Raw genomic sequence first — 18,755 nt, forward strand, 5'->3', positions numbered from 1 at the left:
CAACCGGATCGAATTTTTTAATTTCGATTTTGTCCGGAGTAGTGCGCTTGTTCTTGTCGGTGGTGTAGAAGTGGCCGGTGTTAGCGGTCGACACCAAACGGATCAATTCACGCATGATTTTCTCCCTTAAACCTTAGCGCCATCACGGCGAATTTCGGCCAGAACGACATCAATGCCGCGCTTGTCGATGATACGCATGCCTTTGGCAGACACGCGCAGACGCACAAAACGTTTCTCGCTCTCAACCCAGAAGCGGTGATGCTGCAGGTTCGGCAGGAAACGACGACGGGTTTTGTTGTTTGCGTGGGAAATGTTATTCCCAGTCACCGGACCCTTACCGGTAACTTGACAGACTCTCGACATGCCTCAGCCCTCTAAAACCACATGCCCAACCCGGCATGGGTTGGCCGCTTAATCTCTCAGTCATTTGGCGCCAGGCGCCGCGTTTCTTCAGGGGTCTTACCGGCCACACCTACGATGAAGGAAGCGGGCCCCTAGAAAAGAGCGCTGCTTTATACCAGAAACCCCCCAGCGCAACAACAGCGCAAATACTTTAACTGCGCCATAAGCAGGGTTTGCAGTCTGACAGAGCCAGCCGCAAAGGGCACAACAGAAATTTACCGCTCGTCGCGCCAGACGGATTGTCCTGAGCTTATGCATGGTCTAGGGTTACTCCCTCACCAGACTGCGCCAGCAGATGGGGCCTACTTATCAGCAGGAATATCGCCATGCGTCTCGCTTTATTGCCTTTTTTGCTCGCGCCCCTGTTCGCTCCGCTGATGGCCCAAGCCGCCACGGCCCTGAGCGTTTGCACCGAAGCCAGCCCCGAGGGTTTCGACGTCGTGCAGTACAACTCCTTGACCACCACCAATGCCTCGGCCGACGTGCTGATGAACAGACTGGTGGATTATGACGCTCAGACCCGCAAGCTGGTGCCCAGCCTCGCCGAAAGCTGGACGGTTTGGCCGGACGGCCTGACATACGATTTCAAACTGCGCAGCGATGTGAAGTTTCACACCACTGACTACTTCACGCCATCACGCACACTGAACGCTGACGATGTGGTGTTCAGCTTCCAGCGTATGCTCGACCCGGCAAATCCCTGGCACAAAATCGCCGTGCAAGGCTTTCCACACGCGCAATCGATGCAGTTGCCTGCACTGATCAAGAAAATAGAAGCGCCCGACGCAAACACCGTGCGCTTCACCCTTGACCATCCGGACGCGACATTCCTGGCAACGCTGAGCATGGGCTTCGCGTCTATTTATTCGGCCGAGTACATGGCGCAACTGATGAAAGCTGGCACCCCCGAGAAGCTCAACAGCCAGCCAATCGGTACCGGACCATTTATTTTCAAGCGGTTCCAGAAAGACGCAGTGGTGCGTTACCAGGCCAATCCGGACTACTTCGCGGGCAAGCCAGGCGTCGATGTGCTGATTTACGCAATCACCCCCGACGCCAACGTTCGCCTACAGCGCATCAAGCAAAATGAATGTCAGATCGCACTTTCTCCCAAGCCGCTGGATGTCGTCGAGGCGGGCAAAGACCCTGCGCTGAAAGTGGAAACGACCGACGCATTCATGACCGCGTTCATCGCCATAAACAGCCAACATCCGCCACTGGATAAGCCTGAAGTGCGGCAAGCAATCAACCTGGCGTTCGACAAAGCGACCTATCTGAAAGCGGTGTTTGAGGACTCAGCCAAGGCCGCTAACGGCCCGTTCCCACCCAATACCTGGGGTTATGCCAACGAACTGCCGGGCTACAAGCTCGACATAGCCAAGGCCCAACAATTGCTGGCAAAAGCAGGCTTGAAGGACGGTTTCAAAACCACAATCTGGACCCGCCCTACTGGCAGCACGCTGAACCCGAATCCAAACCTTGGCGCACAACTGCTGCAAGCGGATTTGGCGAAAATCGGCATCAAGGCCGAAATCAAAGTCATCGAATGGGGTGAGTTGATTCGCCGCGCCAAAACTGGCGAGCACGATCTGCTGTTCATGGGCTGGGCAGGCGATAACGGTGATCCGGATAACTTCCTGACCCCGCAGTTCTCCTGCGCGGCCGTGCAGTCCGGGACCAATTTTGCGCGCTACTGCGATCCGCAGTTGGACAGGTTGATCAGTGACGGCAAGACCACCAGCGATCAAGACAAACGCAGCAAGATTTATCACCAGGCCCAGGCGCTGATCCAGCAACAGGCATTGTGGCTGCCACTGGCACATCCGACCGCCGCAGCGCTCACGCGCAAAAACGTTGTGGGTTATTCGGTCAGCCCATTTGGGCGGCAGGACTTCTTCAGGGCGACCGTTAAGTAAACACAAGTTCAGTTGGCGAGGATTGCCCGCGAATGTAACGACACGGTTCATCAGTGTGAACGGCGTCATCATTTTCGCGGGCAAGCCTCGCTCCAGCAGGCTGTTACATCAGCCCACATTCAGCCATCGATAATGGATCACCATCACCAATGATCAGGTGATCTAGCACTGACACGTCAACCATCGCCAAAGCTGCCTTCAAACGCTGAGTCAGATCAATATCCGCCTGGCTCGCGTCAGTGACGCCTGAAGGATGGTTATGGCAAAGAATCAGGCTGGCGGCATTGTGAGCCAACGCGCGCTTGACCACTTGCCGGGGATAAACCTGCGCGCTGTTGATCGAGCCATAGAACAACACTTCAAACGTCAGCACGCGATTCTTATTGTCCAGAAACAGACAGCCGAACACTTCGTGAGGCTCATGCCTGAGCAGGGCCTTTAGGTAATTTCGAACCTGCAACGGGTTCTCCATCGCGCAGTCACGCTTGAGGGATTCGGCCATGTGCCGGCGCGACATTTCCATAACGGCTTGTAACTGAGCGTACTTCGCAGGGCCCAGGCCCAGCTCGCCGCTGAACGTAGCCAGATTGGCATCAAGCAGTGCCCGCAGGCCTCCAAACCGGGTCAGCAAGTGGCGGGACAGATCGACAGCGCTGCGTCCAGTCACCCCCGTACGCAGAAAAATCGCCAGTAGTTCGGCATCTGAAAGGCTTGCAGCGCCTCGCTCAAGCAGCTTTTCCCGCGGTCGCTCCGCCACAGGCCAATCACGAATACTCATAGCACCTCCATGTGTGTGGGCGCCGCTGTTCCCGTGCGGTCGCTGTGCTATCTTAGCCGATCTTTTTAACGCGACAATCTGGCCTGGGGAGGCGTCTTGATTGCCGCGTGTTAACTCGACCAAAAGGCAGGCCTATGCAGCGGCTGTATCGAAAACGCATCGTTCTCGGCGTGGGCGGCGGCATCGCGGCCTACAAAAGTGCCGAGCTGGTCCGCCGCTTGCGCGACCACGGTGCAGAAGTACGTGTCGTCATGACCAAGGGCGGCGCTGAGTTCATCACCCCGCTGACCATGCAGGCTTTGTCCGGGCACCCCGTTCACATGGATTTACTCGACCCGGCGGCTGAAGCGGCCATGGGGCATATCGAGCTGGCGAAGTGGGCCGACATGGTCTTGATCGCGCCGGGAACCGCCGACCTGCTGGCACGTCTGGCCCAAGGCATCGCCAATGACTTGCTGACCACCGTGGTGCTGGCGACTGACGCCATTGTCGCGGTCGCGCCCGCCATGAATCAGGCGATGTGGCGTGATCCATCGGTACAAGCCAACGTCCAGTTGCTCCAGGCGCGGGGTCTGCACATGTTCGGCCCGGCCAGCGGCAGCCAGGCCTGTGGCGATGTCGGTTACGGGCGAATGCTCGAACCGAACGATCTGGCGCAATCGGCGGCTGACTGCTTCCAGCACCTCTCGCTGACCGGCAAGCACGTGCTGATCACCGCAGGCCCGACCCAGGAAAACATCGACCCGGTGCGTTACATCACCAACCACAGCTCTGGAAAAATGGGCTTTGCACTTGCTGAAGCAGCCGCAGAAGCCGGTGCGCATGTGACGTTGATCACCGGGCCAGTCCATTTGCAGACACCCGATCGCGTGTCACGAATCGACGTGATAAGTGCCAGAGACATGCTCGCCGCATGCGAGACCGCAATGCCATGCGACCTTTTCATCGCCTCGGCGGCCGTCGCCGACTACCGCCCCGAGGTCGTCGCATCCCAGAAATTAAAGAAAGACCCTACAAACGGCGACGGCCTGCTGCTGCAGATGGTCCGCAACCCGGACATCCTCGCCACCATCGCCCAACGCGCTGACCGTCCATTCAGTGTGGGTTTCGCCGCAGAAACCGAACACCTGCTCGACTATGCTGCACGCAAGCTCAAGGACAAGAACCTTGATCTGATCGTCGCCAACGATGTTGCCAATCCCAGTATTGGCTTCAACAGCGAGGAAAACGCCTGCAGCGTGATCGACCGAGCGTTGCACGAAACGCTCTTCGCCCAGACCAGCAAGGCCAAGATTGCCCGCCAGTTGGTCACCTTTATCGCCGACCGTATGAACCAGGTTTAATCACGTATGCATGCCCTACAAGCCAAAATCCTCGACCCTCGCATTGGCAACGAATTCCCACTCCCCGCTTACGCCACCACGGGTTCTGCCGGGCTCGACCTGCGCGCAATGCTCCAGGAGGACACCGTGCTGGAACCGGGACAGACGCTTCTGATTCCGACAGGTCTGTCGATCTACATCGGCGACCCCGGACTCGCTGCGCTGATTCTTCCACGTTCGGGCCTGGGTCATAAACACGGTATCGTGCTGGGCAATCTGGTCGGCCTGATCGACTCCGATTATCAGGGCGAATTGATGGTGTCGTGCTGGAACCGCGGCCAAACGGCCTTCAAGATTGCCATTGGCGAACGCCTCGCCCAGCTGGTTCTGGTGCCCGTAGTGCAGGCGCATTTTGAGCTGGTCGATGAATTCGACGAAAGCCAGCGTGGTACTGGAGGCTTTGGTCATTCTGGCAGCCACTGATCTACTGACCACTCAGCGATTCAGAACCTATGAGGACGGTTAGCAACCTCGAACCGCGCCGTGATATGCAAATCGACCCAAGACCAATGAGCAGGGAGAGTTCAGGTGAAAGGCATCAAGCGCACAGCCAAAGCGTCCAAGCGCCCGGATAACCATGACGTTGCGGGCACCGATTCCAACCTGAGCTTGTCCACACCAGGTCTGATACCTTCGATCATTGGTCTGATCGCTGCCGCCGTTCTGGTCTGGCTGGGTCTGTTGAGCCAACCGCAACAGCAGGACCAGTTAGTACAGGCATGGGGCAGCGCGCAAGCGGGGGCGGTCAACAAAGCCCTGCAACAAATTCGCGCCGATACTCAGACGGCTGCGCAAGATGGCGCGCTGGCCCAAGCCCTGCTAAGCGATGACCCTACCCGCATCGCCGGTGCCCAGAATCAATTGCGCTATCACGACGGGGTAGTCGGTGCGCGCCTGAGCCCTCTGGGTTTCAGCGACGTCGACAATCAAGGCGTCCTGCCCGTCAGTTTTGCCACCCTGGACATGCTCAACAAAGCCGCAAAGGGTGAAACACCCGCCCCCGAAGCCCGCAAAATAGGCGATAACTGGGTGATCTACAGCGCCGCACCATTGAGGTCCGCCGCCAACTCACCCGTTACGGGCACACTCCTGCTGGGGTTTTCCCCACAACGCTTGCTCAATGCACTGCCGCAAATGCCGGACAATGTCGGCCAGGTGGAGCTGAGTCAGCAGTTTGGCAGCGCTGGCGCTCAGACGTTTCTTACGCGTGGGCAAGGCGATGGCAGTCAGCCTGTCAGCTTTGACACGGGGTACGCCAACTGGAAGCTGCAGTTCACTTCCGGCTCCGCACTGCACACTTCGCCGCCTTACTGGATGCTGATTGTGGCGGCGATAGTCGCGTTGGTCGGCGTTTTGTTGGGCCTCTATCTGAATGAAAGCGCTCTAAAACGCCGGGTTGCAGCCGATGCCCGACAACTGGATCAACTGATCCAAGAACTCTCCGGAGGAAAAGCCGTCAAATCCTTCGGTTTGAGTCTGCCCGCCCTTAACGGACTGGCCCAAACTCTTGCCCGATTCTCGTTGCGCAATCAGCCAGCGGCCCCAACCGTCGCGGCGCAAGCCAGCGAATCGGCCACACCAGACGGTTCTACGACAAGCAGTGCTACATCATCGCAGTTCGCACCTCAAGGCGTTGAACTGACCGATCCGCTGTTTCAAGACACCGACATTCTCGATATCGACATTCTCGACGAAAACCTGGACTTCCTGAGATCGGAGCATCTTCAAGCCATGAACAGCACAGTATCCATAGCCCCTCAATTTCCCGACAGTATCTTTCGCGCGTACGATATTCGCGGTGTGGTCGGGGACACGTTGAGCGCTGAAACCGCCTATTGGATTGGCCGCGCCATTGGCTCCCAAAGCATCGCACAGGGTGAACCGAACGTTTCCGTAGGCCGTGACGGTCGCCTTTCCGGGCCGGAACTGGTTCAACAATTGATTCAAGGCCTGCACGACGCAGGTTGCCACGTCAGCGACGTCGGCCTTGTACCAACGCCTGCCCTTTACTACGCCGCCAACGTGCTGGCGGGTAAAACCGGCGTGATGTTGACCGGCAGCCATAACCCCAAGGACTACAACGGCTTCAAGATCGTCATCGCCGGCGACACCCTCGCCAACGAACAGATCCAGGCGCTTCACGACCGCATCAAGAGCAACAATCTGCCTGCGGCAAAAGGCAGCATTACCAAGGTCAACATCCTTGATCGCTACTTCAAGCAGATCAAGGATGACATCGTCCTGGCACGTAAACTCAAGGTCGTCGTGGATTGCGGTAACGGCGCCGCTGGCGTGATCGCCCCCCAACTGATCGAGGCATTGGGCTGCGAAGTGATTTCGCTGTTCGCCGAAGTCGACGGTAATTTCCCGAACCATCACCCGGATCCGGGCAAGCTGGAAAACCTTCAGGACCTGATCGCCAAGGTCAATGAAACCGGTGCTGATCTGGGCCTGGCGTTCGACGGCGACGGCGACCGTGTAGGCGTGGTGACCAACAAAGGCAATGTGGTCTATCCCGACCGCCTGCTGATGCTGTTCGCCCTCGATGTGCTGAAACGCAATCCCGGCGCAGACATCATTTTCGACGTCAAATGCACTCGCCGCCTGACCCCGCTGATCAGTCAACATGGCGGTCGCCCGGTCATGTGGAAGACCGGCCATTCCCTGATCAAGAAAGAGATGAAGAAAAGCGGTGCGCTGCTGGCAGGCGAAATGAGCGGCCACATCTTCTTCAAGGAGCGCTGGTTCGGTTTCGACGACGGCATTTACAGCGCTGCACGCTTGCTGGAAATCCTCAGTCAGGAATCACAGACCGCCGAAGAGTTGTTCGAAACCTTCCCGAACGACATCTCGACACCTGAAATCAACATCAAGGTGACGGATGTCACCAAGTTCAGCATCATTGAGGCGCTTGAGAAAGACGCCCAGTGGGGCGACGCCAAATTGACCAGCATCGACGGCGTTCGGGTGGACTATCCGAAAGGCTGGGGGCTGGTTCGGGCTTCCAATACCACGCCAGTGCTGGTATTACGCTTCGAAGCCGAAACCGAAGACGAATTGCAGCGCATCAAGAATGTGTTCCACGCTGAGCTGAAAAAAGTCGCCCCGGACCTTGAACTTCCTTTTTGATCAACCTTTTTGAGTGGAGCCCAAATGACCCTCGAACGTGATGCCGCTGCCAATGCCGCCAAGGTCCTGTCCGAAGCGTTGCCTTATATCCGCCGTTTCGTCGGCAAGACATTGGTGATCAAGTACGGCGGCAACGCCATGGAAAGCGAGGAACTGAAAACCGGCTTCGCGCGCGACATCGTGTTGATGAAAGCCGTAGGCATCAACCCGGTGGTCGTGCATGGTGGGGGCCCGCAGATCGGCGATCTGCTAAAACGCTTGTCGATCGAGAGCCGCTTCATCGATGGTATGCGCGTCACTGACGCCCAGACCATGGACGTGGTGGAAATGGTGTTGGGCGGTCAGGTCAACAAGGACATCGTCAACCTGATCAACCGTCATGGCGGCAGCGCTATCGGTCTAACCGGCAAAGATGCCGGACTGATTCGGGCAAAACGGCTGACCGTCACACGTCAGACGCCAGAGATGACCAAGCCGGAAATCATCGACATCGGCCAGGTCGGCGAAGTGGTTGGTATCAACACCGACCTGCTGAACATGCTGGTGAAAGGCGATTTCATTCCGGTCATTGCACCGATTGGCGTAGGTTCTGAAGGCGAGTCCTACAACATCAACGCCGACCTCGTTGCAGGCAAAGTCGCTGAAGCCCTGAAGGCCGAAAAGCTGATGCTGCTGACCAACATCGCCGGCCTGATGGACAAGGAAGGCAAAGTCCTGACCGGGCTGACAACCGAGCAGGTCAATGGCCTGATCGCCGACGGCACTATCTACGGCGGCATGCTGCCAAAGATCAAATGTGCGCTGGAGGCCGTACAAGGCGGCGTCACCACCTCGCACATCATCGACGGCCGCGTTCCGAACGCCGTACTGCTTGAGATCTTTACCGATACCGGCGTGGGCACCCTGATAAGCAACCGCAAGCGCCACTGATCGCACCGCGGTTTAAAACAAAAAAGCCCTGTCGGCGAAAACCGGCGGGGCTTTTTGGGCTTTACGTTCTGAACGACGTTATGGCTGCAGCAGTTTTTTCAATCGCGCCCGGTCCTGAGCAAATGCCGCATCCGCCTGCTGTCGCGTCGCCTGGTAACGCACGATCTCGGCCTTGAGGCTTTGTTGCTGACCGCGCAGGTCATCCATCTGGTCGAGCAGCGTTTTAGGAACCTGTCGACCCGCACGCTCTTGGTCAGCCGCCTGACTTTGCAGGGTTGCTTGCTGGGCAACCAACCCCTGAACATTGCCCTGAGCCACGGCAATCAAGGCGTCGAGCTCGGCAAGCCTGCGCGTCCTCGCACGATCCAGGTCGGCGACACTGCTGTAGAGGTGCGTCAATTGCGCATCGGCATCGGCTTGCACCTTCGCGGCTTGCGCCTGACGGATCTCATCGGCGGTCGGCGCAGGCGGTACGACTTGTATTACCCGGCCACGCTGATTCAAGACCTCATAGCCCTGACCGACATATTCAGGCGGCACACCCTGCGTATCCAGCACGGTCACACCCCGGTTGTCGACGTAGCGGTAGAGCACGGTGGCCGGATTATCAGCAGCCTCAAGGGTTGCAACGTTGCCTACGCCCAGCGATAGACAAAAAACGACAGCGCCAAGCTTGAGCATAAAGCGACATCCTCTGGCGACTCAGATTCCGTACTGAGTCCGGTACGCTTCAACAGCCGGCAAATGCTGCTTGAGTTGAGGATCGTCGGCCAGGTATTCGAGCACCTGGTTCAAAGAAACGATGCTCACCACCGCAATACCGAAATCACGCTCGACCTCTTGAATGGCCGAAAGCTCGCCGGTGCCACGCTCCTGACGATTCAATGCGATCAACACCCCGGCGGCTTTTGCGCCCTGGCCGCTGATGATCTGCATCACCTCGCGAATCGCCGTGCCCGCAGTGATCACATCATCGATGATCAACACGTCGCCTTTCAGTGGAGCCCCCACCAGGCTGCCGCCCTCGCCATGGTCTTTGGCTTCCTTGCGGTTGAAGCACCACGGTAAATCACGACCATGATGTTCAGCCAAAGCCACAGCCGTCGCGGCCGCCAGGGGAATGCCCTTGTACGCTGGCCCGAACAGGACGTCGAAGGAAATACCGCTTTCAATCACAGCCGACGCATAGAAACGCCCCAACTGCGCCAGGGCCGAACCACTATTGAAAAGACCGGCATTGAAGAAGTAAGGACTGGTGCGCCCGGACTTCAAGGTGAACTCACCGAAGCGCAAAACCCCGCGTTCGATGGCAAAACGAATGAATTCGCGTTGATACGCTTGCATGAAAAAAGCCCCGAATACCACGGATTTAGCTAATTAGGTAGAGCTCGGGTATCATACACGCACGTGATTTTTGGGGCCATTTATGCGGATCATCAGTGTGAACGTAAATGGCATTCAAGCCGCAGTCGAGCGTGGTTTGCTCAGTTGGCTGCAAGCTCAGAATGCCGACGTCATCTGCCTTCAGGACACCCGCGCCTCCGCCTTCGAACTGGACGATCCAGCTTTCCAACTGGATGGCTACTTCCTTTATGCCTGCGAGGCGGAAGTGCCTGCACAGGGTGGCGTGGCTTTGTACTCGCGGTTGCAGCCGAAGGCGGTTATCAACGGACTAGGGTTCGAGACAGCCGACCGTTACGGGCGTTACCTGCAGGCAGATTTCGACAAAGTCAGTATTGCGACCTTGCTGCTTCCCTCCGGGATGAACGGCGATGAGGACTTGAATCAAAAGTTCAAGCTCATGGACGACTTCGGGAAATACCTCGACAAGCAGCGGCGTAAACGTCGCGAGTACATTTACTGTGGCTCGCTCTACGTTGCGCAGCAGAAGCTGGACATCAAAAACTGGCGCGACAGCCAGCAGTCTCCGGGTTTCCTGGCGCCGGAACGGGCCTGGATGGACGAGATCGTTGGTAACATGGGTTATGTGGATGCCCTGCGCGAAGTCAGCCGCGAAGGCGATCAATACAGCTGGTGGCCAGATAACGAACAGGCCGAGATGCTAAATCTGGGCTGGCGGTTCGACTACCAACTGCTGACCCCAGGCTTGCGTCGCTTCGTGCGTAGCGCACGCCTGCCGCGCCAGCCGCGTTTCTCGCAGCATGCGCCTTTGATCGTGGACTACGACTGGACGCTGACTATTTAACGTCCAAGCGCATAAAAACAAAGCCGACTTCATGTCGGCTTTGTTTTTGGCTGACCATTGGATGCGCTTATGCCATTGCGGACAAGCGCGCCTAAAAAGGCTGCGGCTATTTAACCAACCGCCAGGTAAACGGATAGCGATACGCACTGCCGTCGTTAACCTTGATACCCGCAATGATGGTCAGTACCAGCGCACCAACCCCCACCAGCATCAGCAACGGAAAGCCAATTACCACGATCATCAGCAAAAAGCAGATCATCGCGGCGATGGAAACGGTGATCTGGAAGTTCAAGGCTTCCTTGCCCTGTGCATCGATGAACGGGTCGGTTTCTTTCTTGAGTTGCCAGACAATCAGCGGCCCCAATACATTACCGAACGGGAATATCAAGCCAAAGAACGCCGCGAAGTGACAGAGCATCGCCCACTGGCGAACTTCTTTACTTGGCATTGGAACCGGGGGTTGGCTGTCGGTCATCGTGCGTTCCCTGTACAGATGGATGATTAGTCGGCCAACACGGCCTGCTGCAACTCAAATAATTCGGTCATACCTTTCTGCGCCAGCGCCAGCATCGCGTTCAGCTCTTCAGGCTGAAACGGCGCACCTTCAGCCGTACCCTGCACTTCGATGAAACCACCGGCGCTGGTCATCACGACGTTCAGATCGGTCTCGGCAGCCGAGTCTTCCAGGTAGTCCAGATCCAGCACTGGCTCACCTTGATACATGCCCACAGAAACCGCCGCGATCATCTGTTTGAGCGGATCACCCGCCTTGAGACCACCACGCTTCTTGATCACTTTCAGTGCATCGACCAGCGCAACCATGGCACCGGTGATGGACGCTGTGCGCGTGCCGCCATCGGCTTGAATCACGTCGCAATCGACATACAACGTGACATCACCGAGCATGGACATATCCAGCGCAGCGCGCAACGAGCGACCAATCAGGCGTTGAATTTCCAGCGTACGACCACCTTGCTTGCCACGGCTGGCTTCGCGCTGATTCCGCTCGCCAGTCGCACGTGGCAGCATGCCATACTCGGCCGTCAGCCAACCCTGGCCCTGACCTTTAAGAAAGCGTGGCACGCCATTTTCGACGCTGACGGTGCAGATCACTTTCGTATCACCGAACTCGACCAGCACAGAACCCTCGGCGTGTTTGGTGTAGTTGCGGGTGATGCGGATCGAGCGCAGCTGATCGGCAGCGCGACCACTTGGACGTTTCATCTGGGATACCTGTACTGGGACGGAAAACTGCGAAGCATTATAGAGGTGACAGCCGACGCTGGGCACATCTAATCAGCAGTCGATGAACATTGGCAGTGTGCGTGGCTCATGGAAATACGCCGCACGATGGCGCGATGCAACACCATGCATCGCTTTGCGCGCTGCCACATTTGGGCGCATACCCCGCACTGCGCTACAATCCTGCGCCTTTATAGCCTGTCGATTCTTGACAACATTCATTCGGGTAAAACACCGCCCGATACAGGCTGTTTGAAAACGTAGCGAGCGAAGGCAAGACAAGGCAAAAACAGGTAGAAAAGCGCAGTGTAGGTGTTCTAAATGAACATTTTCCACCTGTTTTTAACGCCGGATTGTCGAGCACAGTAGTTTTCACACGGCCTGCGATGCAGGCTTTTTTCAATGCCTGACTTAATAGAGGTACTTGCCATGGTGCATAGCATGACTGCTTTCGCCCGAGCCGAACGCGCTGGCACCCAAGGCACGCTGAGCTGGGAATTGCGCTCGGTCAACCATCGTTATCTAGAACCGCACCTACGCCTGCCGGAGTCCTTTCGCGATCTGGAAAGCGCCGTGCGTGAGGCGCTACGCCAGGGATTATCCCGTGGCAAGATCGAATGCACCTTGCGCTTCACCGAAGAAACCGCCGGTAAACCGCTTCAGGTCGACCGTGAGCGTGCTGGACAACTGGTTGCCGCCGCCGAAATCGTCGCCAGCCTGATCAAGCAACCCGCCCCCCTGAATCCGCTCGAAGTACTGGCATGGCCTGGCGTGCTGGTGGCCGACGCTACCGATCCGCAAGCGCTGAACAACGACGCGATGGCCCTCTTCAACGTAGCGCTGGACGAGCTGAAAGCCGGGCGGGCCCGCGAAGGCGCGGACCTGGCGAAACTTCTCGACGAACGGCTGAGCGCGATCAAGACAGAAGTCGCCACCCTGCGCACGCTGGTTCCGCAGATGCTGACCACGCAACGGCAGAAGGTGCTCGACCGCTTCGCCGACATGAAGGCCGAACTCGATCCGCAACGCCTGGAGCAGGAAATGGTCCTGTTGGCGCAAAAAAGCGATGTCGCCGAGGAGCTAGACCGCCTCAGCACCCACGTCACAGAAGTACGCCGGGTGCTGAAAACCGGCGGACAGGCCGGGCGCCGCCTGGATTTCCTGATGCAGGAACTCAACCGCGAAGCCAACACACTGGGCTCCAAAGCCTTCGATCCTCGTAGCACTCAGGCTGCGGTCAACCTCAAGGTGTTGATCGAGCAGATGCGCGAACAAGTGCAGAACATTGAGTAAGGCCAATCCCGACATGACCCACAGCACCGGCACCCTGTACATCATTTCCGCCCCTTCAGGCGCGGGCAAGACCAGCCTGGTCAACGCCCTGATCAATGCTCAACCACAGATTCGCGTCTCGGTCTCCCACACCACTCGCGCCATGCGACCGGGCGAAGTGGACGGCGTGAACTACCACTTCGTCAATCGCGCCGAGTTCGTGCGCATGATTGAACATGGTGATTTTCTCGAACAAGCCGAGGTCTTCGGCAACCTGTACGGCACCTCGCAAAGCCGTCTGCAGCAGACCCTGGACGAAGGCCATGACCTGATTCTGGAAATCGACTGGCAGGGCGCCGAGCAAGTACGCAAGCTGATGCCGCATGCGCGCTCGATCTTCATCTTGCCGCCGACTCAGCAAGCGCTGCGCCAGCGCCTGACCAATCGCGGCCAGGACAGTGACGAGATCATTGAAGCGCGGATGCGCGAAGCCGTGAGCGAGATGAGCCACTATGTCGAATACGATTACATCGTGATCAACGACGACTTCGCCAGCGCCCTGGAAGACCTCAAAGCCATCTTCCGCACCAACCTGCTGACCCAGGAACACCAGCAACAGCGCTTCGGCGAACTGCTGAAACAACTGCTGGCCTAAAGCTCCAGCCGACCAATTGCAAGCGAAAAGCGGACCGTTTATGGCGCGCCGCTTGATGCATGTGCCGTGCCGCTTGTAAACTACCGAGTCCGCTCGCCCATCCGGGCAACGCGCATACCGCATTTGCTACGAGGAATACCCATGGCCCGCGTAACCGTTGAAGACTGCCTAGAACACGTGGATAACCGCTTTGAGCTGGTCATGCTCTCTACCAAGCGTGCCCGTCAACTGGCAACCGGCGGCAAAGAACCAAAGCTGGCGTGGGAAAATGACAAGCCTACCGTGATGGCTCTGCGTGAAATCGCAGCAGGCCTGATGGATTACGCAGTAATCGCAGAAGCTGAAATCGTTGAAGATGAACCGTTGTTCGCAGCATTCGAGGACGAGTCCAACGAGGCTGTCTAAGCCTATGCCAGGTCGACGTAGTACGGCGCAGGGTCACAGCCATCGGCAGGAGTTTTTGTCATGCCGAGCATAGATGCCCTCGCCGATCGTCTCTCGACCTACCTCGGCGCAGACCAGGTCAATCTGGTTCGCCGGGCGTATTTCTACGCCGAACAAGCCCACGACGGCCAACGCCGTCGTAGCGGTGAAGCCTACGTCACGCATCCGCTGGCGGTGGCCAATATTCTTGCCGACATGCACATGGACCATCAGAGCCTGATGGCAGCCATGCTGCATGACGTGATCGAAGACACCGGCATCGCCAAGGAAGCGCTCAGTGCGCAATTTGGCGAAACCGTGGCCGAACTGGTCGACGGGGTCAGCAAACTGACCCAGATGAACTTCGAAACCAAAGCCGAAGCCCAGGCAGAAAACTTCCAGAAAATGGCCATGGCCATGGCACGGGATATTCGCGTAATCTTGGTCAAGCTCGCCGACCGCCTGCACAACATGCGCACACTGGAAGTCCTCTCCGGTGAAAAACGCCGTCGCATCGCCAAGGAAACCCTCGAAATCTATGCGCCCATCGCCAACCGGCTGGGCATGCACAGTGTGCGCATCGAATTCGAAGACCTCGGCTTCAAGGCGATGTACCCGATGCGCTCTTCGCGAATCGGCCAAGCCGTCAAGCGCGCGCGTGGCAATCGCAAAGAGTTGGTCAACAAGATTGAAGAGTCGCTGAGTCATTGCCTCGCGGTCGACGGTATCGAGGGCGAAGTCAGCGGTCGCCAGAAGCATCTCTACGGCATCTACAAAAAGATGCGTGGCAAGCGCCGAGCCTTCAACGAGATCATGGACGTCTATGCGTTCAGGATCATCGTCGACAAGGTCGACACCTGCTATCGCGTGCTGGGCGCTGTGCATAATTTGTACAAGCCGCTACCCGGCCGGTTTAAGGATTACATCGCAATCCCCAAAGCCAACGGCTATCAGTCGCTGCACACGACCCTGTTCGGCATGCACGGCGTACCCATCGAAATCCAGATTCGCACACGCGAAATGGAAGAAATGGCGAACAACGGGATCGCGGCGCACTGGCTGTATAAATCGTCTGGCGACGAACAGCCCAAAAGCACACACGCGCGCGCCCGTCAGTGGGTCAAGGGCGTGCTTGAAATGCAGCAACGCGCTGGCAACTCACTGGAGTTCATCGAAAGCGTCAAGATCGACCTGTTCCCAGACGAAGTTTACGTTTTCACGCCCAAGGGCCGGATCATGGAGCTGCCCAAAGGCTCAACGGCAGTCGACTTCGCTTACGCAGTACACACCGACGTCGGCAACAGTTGCATCGCTTGCCGGATCAACCGCCGCCTTGCGCCGCTGTCCGAACCGCTGCAAAGCGGCTCTACTGTCGAGATCGTCAGTGCGCCCGGTGCAAGACCTAACCCGGCCTGGCTCAATTTCGTCGTCACCGGCAAGGCGCGTACACACATTCGTCACGCGCTCAAGCTGCAGCGCCGCTCGGAGTCCATCAGCCTGGGCGAGCGCCTGTTGAACAAAGTGCTGAACGGTTTCGATACCAGCCTGGAGAAAATCCCGGCAGAACGCGTGCAACTGATCCTCGCCGAATACCGGGTCGAGGTCATCGAAGACCTCCTCGAAGACATCGGCCTGGGCAATCGCATGGCGTATGTCGTCGCTCGTCGGCTGTTCGCCAGCGAAGGTGAAGAATTGCCGAACGCCGAAGGGCCCTTGGCGATTCGCGGTACAGAAGGCCTGGTGCTGAGCTATGCCAAGTGCTGTACGCCGATTCCTGGCGATCCAATCGTGGGCCACTTGTCTGCGGGCAAGGGCATGGTGGTTCACCTGGATAACTGCCGGAACATCAGTGAAATCCGCCACAATCCGGAAAAGTGCATCCAGTTGTCCTGGGCCAAGGATGTCACCGGCGAATTCAATGTCGAGCTGCGTGTCGAGCTGGAACATCAACGCGGCCTGATCGCGTTGCTGGCCAGCAGCGTCAATGCCGCCGACGGCAACATCGAGAAAATCAGCATGGACGAACGCGATGGTCGCATCAGTGTGGTCCAACTGGTGGTCAGCGTGCATGACCGCGTGCATCTGGCCCGTGTAATCAAGAAACTGCGCGCCCTGACCGGGGTGATGCGCATCACCCGCATGCGCGCGTAGCCAACCCCGATAACAGGAGTTCTTCATGAGCAAGACCGTCATCACCAGCGACAAAGCGCCTGCCGCCATCGGCACGTACTCTCAGGCGATCAAAGCTGGCAATACCGTCTACATGTCTGGGCAGATCCCGCTTGACCCGAAAACCATGGAACTGGTCGAAGGCTTCGAAGCCCAGACCGTTCAGGTGTTCGAAAACCTGAAATCCGTTGCCCAGGCCGCAGGCGGTTCTTTCAAGGACATCGTCAAGCTGAACATCTTTCTGACTGATCTGAGCCATTTCGCCAAGGTCAACGAAATCATGGGCACATACTTCGAACAGCCTTACCCGGCGCGCGCGGCCATCGGTGTCGCCTCGCTGCCAAAAGGCGCCCTGGTTGAAATGGACGCCATTCTCGTTATCGAGTAAATCCCTCGCGGAGCGCTGTACGCTCCGCCCCCTCTCAGCAAAGGAAGGACTTCGCTTATGCGCGTTGCGTTCGCCCTCTCGCTCCTGGCCGCACTTTTGAGCGGCTGCGCCAGCCATTCCAACCGCACACCTGACGGCACCTGGATCAACCAGACCGCCATTGATGCAGCCGCTGAAGGCGGAAACCTGCGCCAGGCGTTACTGGCGTATGGGCCCAATCTTGAATGGAACGTCAACACCAAGGCTGGCAGCGCCACCGCATCGAATGGTTTTGAGCTCAGTGAAGGCAAAATCGTCAGTGCTGCCGACGGCAAGCTGCACATTGACTTCTACGGCAATTCATTCGAAGACCTGACCCTTAAGAGCAATGAGCTGGTGCAGGCCGCGAGCGACTCCGGCCCCGAGCAGCATTTCAAGACACCCAAAGAAGCCGCTCCCGCTGACGCTCAGCCCGGGACCAGCTTTGAACGTGCGCTTTACGGCGCCTATCTCGGCGGAAAATGGTCCATCGTGCAGGGCGAAGGCCAGGGCAGCATCGTTGAATTCCGGCCCGACGGAAGCGTATCGGGTCTGCCGGGTAATGATCGTTACGCGCTCTGCCTGGCGGGCGACTGCGCCGCCATGAGCGGCGAATACGACAGCATGTGGCTGGAGAAGAACGAGAAGGGCAATCCGTGGATCTTCGTTCGCAACGGCAAGCAGCTGGAAATATTCCAGGCGGTCAACAACGCCAAGGCAGACGAAATGCCAGACCTGCGCCCGGGTGCGAGTCAGTGGTTGTTGCAGAAGAACTGAGATTTTAGCTCGACCAACTGTGGGGCGGATTCATCCGTGAATGCTGTGTTTTAGATGAAGAAGTGTTGGATGGGCCAACGCTTCGTGAATGAATTCGCTCCTTCAGAATCTCAAAACTTGCGATCTCGGTTTCCCGCCTCCAGCATCGCCTCATAACCTTCCCGATAACTCGGATAATGTGGCGTCCAGCCCAGCTCTTTGGCTCTGGCATTGCTGCAACGCTTGCTGCCCGCTCGTCGAATGCTGGTTTCGGCCGACCACTCTGTAACCCCCAGCCGCTTGCGCATCCAATCCACAACATCGGCCAACGCATCGGGCGCGTCATCGACACCGATATAGCAATCGTCCAGCGCCACACCCCGCGCATCGGCGCGCAGCAGAAACGCTAAAAGGCCAGCCGCATCATCAGCGTGAATCCGGTTGCCATATAAAGGCGGATCAATCGCCACGCTATAACCCTGTCGAACACGGTTCATCAAATCGCTACGACCCGGTCCATAGATGCCCGTAAGCCTGACAATGCTGGCCGGAAAACCACTTTGCAGCGCGACCTGCTCAGCCTCCAGCATGATCTGGCCAGAAAACCCGCTTGCTTGGGCAGACGAGGTTTCGTCGATCCACTCGCCGTTCTGCTGTCCGTAAACACTGCTACTGGAGACGAAAATCACACGTCTGGGTCGCTGACCGCTGCGCTGGGTCCAGTCCAGCACATGACGCAGACCCTCGACATAGGCAGCCCGATACCCCGCCTGGTCGCGCTCGCTCGGAGTCGCGCAATACACCAGATAATCGATCCGGCCTTCCGGCCATTGCGCTGGCATCCTTGCGTCGAACAGGTCCCCGCTGACCCCGATGACGCCACTGGGCAGCCGTGCAACTGAACGGCGCAACCCGTAAACGGTCCAGGTGTCGGACAGCAATTGCAACGCCAAACGACCACCGATGTCACCGCAGCCAGCAATCAGAACGCAAGGAGCAACCATTCCACCTCTCCACATAAAAACAGGGTTGATCCGACCATGGCGGTCCTTCCTATTGGGGCAATACTGCGGTCACCCGCCTCATGAA

The 18,755-nt window shown here is 57.7% G+C and carries 20 protein-coding genes; 12 read left to right on the forward strand and 8 right to left on the reverse strand.

What is annotated here, in order from left to right:
• Both rpmG and rpmB read right to left on the reverse strand, forming a co-directional pair.
• The coding region (gene rpmG / locus VGC62_RS01040) for a 50S ribosomal protein L33 (RefSeq protein ID WP_331185259.1) at positions 1-115 on the reverse strand (115 nt) is incomplete at its 3' end.
• A gap of 11 nt (positions 116-126) precedes the next feature.
• Complete coding sequence (rpmB, locus tag VGC62_RS01045; protein ID WP_108236194.1) at positions 127-363, reverse strand: 50S ribosomal protein L28; 237 nt, start codon at positions 361-363, stop codon at positions 127-129.
• Positions 364-728: 365 nt separating this feature from the next.
• Between rpmB and VGC62_RS01050 the strand changes: the two genes are divergently transcribed.
• A complete protein-coding gene (locus VGC62_RS01050; protein ID WP_331185246.1) occupies positions 729-2,318 on the forward strand; it encodes an ABC transporter substrate-binding protein in 1,590 nt (529 codons plus the stop codon).
• A gap of 103 nt (positions 2,319-2,421) precedes the next feature.
• On the opposite strand, the gene radC is transcribed toward VGC62_RS01050, so the two are convergent.
• Positions 2,422-3,096: a RadC family protein gene (gene radC, locus VGC62_RS01055; protein ID WP_331185247.1), complete on the reverse strand. Its 675-nt coding sequence runs from the start codon at positions 3,094-3,096 to the stop codon at positions 2,422-2,424.
• Positions 3,097-3,230: 134 nt separating this feature from the next.
• On the opposite strand from radC, the gene coaBC reads away from it, so the two are divergent.
• The 4 genes from coaBC to argB all read left to right on the forward strand — a co-directional run bounded on the left by coaBC (position 3,231) and on the right by argB (position 8,537).
• On the forward strand, positions 3,231-4,439 hold the full coding sequence (coaBC, locus tag VGC62_RS01060; RefSeq protein WP_331185248.1) for a bifunctional phosphopantothenoylcysteine decarboxylase/phosphopantothenate--cysteine ligase CoaBC: 1,209 nt from the start codon (positions 3,231-3,233) through the stop codon (positions 4,437-4,439).
• Between the two features lie 6 nt (positions 4,440-4,445).
• Positions 4,446-4,901, forward strand: a complete 456-nt coding sequence (gene dut / locus VGC62_RS01065) for a dUTP diphosphatase (RefSeq protein WP_331185249.1) — start codon at positions 4,446-4,448, stop codon at positions 4,899-4,901.
• A 105-nt stretch (positions 4,902-5,006) separates the two neighbouring features.
• Positions 5,007-7,607 carry a phosphomannomutase/phosphoglucomutase gene (locus VGC62_RS01070; RefSeq protein WP_414705725.1) on the forward strand — a complete coding sequence of 867 codons (2,601 nt, stop codon included), beginning with the start codon at positions 5,007-5,009 and terminating at the stop codon, positions 7,605-7,607.
• A 24-nt stretch (positions 7,608-7,631) separates the two neighbouring features.
• Positions 7,632-8,537, forward strand: a complete 906-nt coding sequence (gene argB, locus VGC62_RS01075; protein WP_331185250.1) for an acetylglutamate kinase — start codon at positions 7,632-7,634, stop codon at positions 8,535-8,537.
• Between the two features lie 78 nt (positions 8,538-8,615).
• Here argB and VGC62_RS01080 read toward each other — a convergent pair whose 3' ends face one another.
• Both VGC62_RS01080 and pyrE read right to left on the reverse strand, forming a co-directional pair.
• Positions 8,616-9,218 (reverse strand): DUF4124 domain-containing protein, encoded by a 603-nt coding sequence (locus tag VGC62_RS01080; protein ID WP_331185251.1) that lies wholly within the window; start codon positions 9,216-9,218, stop codon positions 8,616-8,618.
• Positions 9,219-9,239: 21 nt separating this feature from the next.
• On the reverse strand, positions 9,240-9,881 hold the full coding sequence (gene pyrE / locus VGC62_RS01085; RefSeq protein ID WP_331185252.1) for an orotate phosphoribosyltransferase: 642 nt from the start codon (positions 9,879-9,881) through the stop codon (positions 9,240-9,242).
• A gap of 82 nt (positions 9,882-9,963) precedes the next feature.
• Between pyrE and VGC62_RS01090 the strand changes: the two genes are divergently transcribed.
• On the forward strand, positions 9,964-10,743 hold the full coding sequence (locus tag VGC62_RS01090) for an exodeoxyribonuclease III (RefSeq protein WP_065988229.1): 780 nt from the start codon (positions 9,964-9,966) through the stop codon (positions 10,741-10,743).
• Between the two features lie 106 nt (positions 10,744-10,849).
• Here VGC62_RS01090 and VGC62_RS01095 read toward each other — a convergent pair whose 3' ends face one another.
• A complete protein-coding gene (locus VGC62_RS01095; RefSeq protein WP_331185253.1) occupies positions 10,850-11,218 on the reverse strand; it encodes a DUF4870 domain-containing protein in 369 nt (122 codons plus the stop codon).
• 26 nt (positions 11,219-11,244) lie between these two features.
• Complete coding sequence (rph, locus tag VGC62_RS01100; RefSeq protein ID WP_331185254.1) at positions 11,245-11,967, reverse strand: ribonuclease PH; 723 nt, start codon at positions 11,965-11,967, stop codon at positions 11,245-11,247.
• 447 nt (positions 11,968-12,414) lie between these two features.
• Here rph and VGC62_RS01105 point away from each other — a divergent pair, with 447 nt between their 5' ends.
• The 6 genes from VGC62_RS01105 (at position 12,415) to VGC62_RS01130 (ending at position 17,687) form a co-directional block, all read left to right on the forward strand.
• Positions 12,415-13,278, forward strand: coding sequence for a YicC/YloC family endoribonuclease (locus VGC62_RS01105; RefSeq protein WP_331185261.1), 864 nt, complete (start codon positions 12,415-12,417; stop codon positions 13,276-13,278).
• Between the two features lie 13 nt (positions 13,279-13,291).
• Complete coding sequence (gene gmk, locus VGC62_RS01110) at positions 13,292-13,912, forward strand: guanylate kinase (protein ID WP_331185262.1); 621 nt, start codon at positions 13,292-13,294, stop codon at positions 13,910-13,912.
• 141 nt (positions 13,913-14,053) lie between these two features.
• Positions 14,054-14,317, forward strand: coding sequence for a DNA-directed RNA polymerase subunit omega (rpoZ, locus tag VGC62_RS01115; protein ID WP_002551500.1), 264 nt, complete (start codon positions 14,054-14,056; stop codon positions 14,315-14,317).
• A gap of 60 nt (positions 14,318-14,377) precedes the next feature.
• Positions 14,378-16,486 (forward strand): bifunctional GTP diphosphokinase/guanosine-3',5'-bis pyrophosphate 3'-pyrophosphohydrolase, encoded by a 2,109-nt coding sequence (gene spoT / locus VGC62_RS01120; RefSeq protein ID WP_331185255.1) that lies wholly within the window; start codon positions 14,378-14,380, stop codon positions 16,484-16,486.
• A 25-nt stretch (positions 16,487-16,511) separates the two neighbouring features.
• Positions 16,512-16,892 (forward strand): RidA family protein, encoded by a 381-nt coding sequence (locus VGC62_RS01125; RefSeq protein WP_331185256.1) that lies wholly within the window; start codon positions 16,512-16,514, stop codon positions 16,890-16,892.
• Between the two features lie 57 nt (positions 16,893-16,949).
• Positions 16,950-17,687 (forward strand): hypothetical protein, encoded by a 738-nt coding sequence (locus VGC62_RS01130; protein ID WP_331185257.1) that lies wholly within the window; start codon positions 16,950-16,952, stop codon positions 17,685-17,687.
• Between the two features lie 110 nt (positions 17,688-17,797).
• Here VGC62_RS01130 and VGC62_RS01135 read toward each other — a convergent pair whose 3' ends face one another.
• Entirely contained in the window at positions 17,798-18,670 is an 873-nt protein-coding gene (locus tag VGC62_RS01135) for an SDR family oxidoreductase (protein WP_331185258.1), read from the reverse strand.
• Positions 18,671-18,755 lie beyond the last annotated feature (85 nt).

It is taken from the genome of Pseudomonas sp., assembly GCF_036404235.1.
Lineage (GTDB): Bacteria > Pseudomonadota > Gammaproteobacteria > Pseudomonadales > Pseudomonadaceae > Aquipseudomonas.

Coding starts and splice junctions, on each gene's coding strand:
- rpmB (WP_108236194.1), bottom strand. CDS start 363: ATGTCGAGAGTCTGTCAAGTTACCGGTAAGGGTCCGGTGACTGGGAAT.
- VGC62_RS01050 (WP_331185246.1), top strand. CDS start 729: ATGCGTCTCGCTTTATTGCCTTTTTTGCTCGCGCCCCTGTTCGCTCCG.
- radC (WP_331185247.1), bottom strand. CDS start 3,096: ATGAGTATTCGTGATTGGCCTGTGGCGGAGCGACCGCGGGAAAAGCTG.
- coaBC (WP_331185248.1), top strand. CDS start 3,231: ATGCAGCGGCTGTATCGAAAACGCATCGTTCTCGGCGTGGGCGGCGGC.
- dut (WP_331185249.1), top strand. CDS start 4,446: ATGCATGCCCTACAAGCCAAAATCCTCGACCCTCGCATTGGCAACGAA.
- argB (WP_331185250.1), top strand. CDS start 7,632: ATGACCCTCGAACGTGATGCCGCTGCCAATGCCGCCAAGGTCCTGTCC.
- VGC62_RS01080 (WP_331185251.1), bottom strand. CDS start 9,218: ATGCTCAAGCTTGGCGCTGTCGTTTTTTGTCTATCGCTGGGCGTAGGC.
- pyrE (WP_331185252.1), bottom strand. CDS start 9,881: ATGCAAGCGTATCAACGCGAATTCATTCGTTTTGCCATCGAACGCGGG.
- VGC62_RS01090 (WP_065988229.1), top strand. CDS start 9,964: ATGCGGATCATCAGTGTGAACGTAAATGGCATTCAAGCCGCAGTCGAG.
- VGC62_RS01095 (WP_331185253.1), bottom strand. CDS start 11,218: ATGACCGACAGCCAACCCCCGGTTCCAATGCCAAGTAAAGAAGTTCGC.
- rph (WP_331185254.1), bottom strand. CDS start 11,967: ATGAAACGTCCAAGTGGTCGCGCTGCCGATCAGCTGCGCTCGATCCGC.
- VGC62_RS01105 (WP_331185261.1), top strand. CDS start 12,415: ATGGTGCATAGCATGACTGCTTTCGCCCGAGCCGAACGCGCTGGCACC.
- gmk (WP_331185262.1), top strand. CDS start 13,292: ATGACCCACAGCACCGGCACCCTGTACATCATTTCCGCCCCTTCAGGC.
- rpoZ (WP_002551500.1), top strand. CDS start 14,054: ATGGCCCGCGTAACCGTTGAAGACTGCCTAGAACACGTGGATAACCGC.
- spoT (WP_331185255.1), top strand. CDS start 14,378: ATGCCGAGCATAGATGCCCTCGCCGATCGTCTCTCGACCTACCTCGGC.
- VGC62_RS01125 (WP_331185256.1), top strand. CDS start 16,512: ATGAGCAAGACCGTCATCACCAGCGACAAAGCGCCTGCCGCCATCGGC.
- VGC62_RS01130 (WP_331185257.1), top strand. CDS start 16,950: ATGCGCGTTGCGTTCGCCCTCTCGCTCCTGGCCGCACTTTTGAGCGGC.
- VGC62_RS01135 (WP_331185258.1), bottom strand. CDS start 18,670: ATGGTTGCTCCTTGCGTTCTGATTGCTGGCTGCGGTGACATCGGTGGT.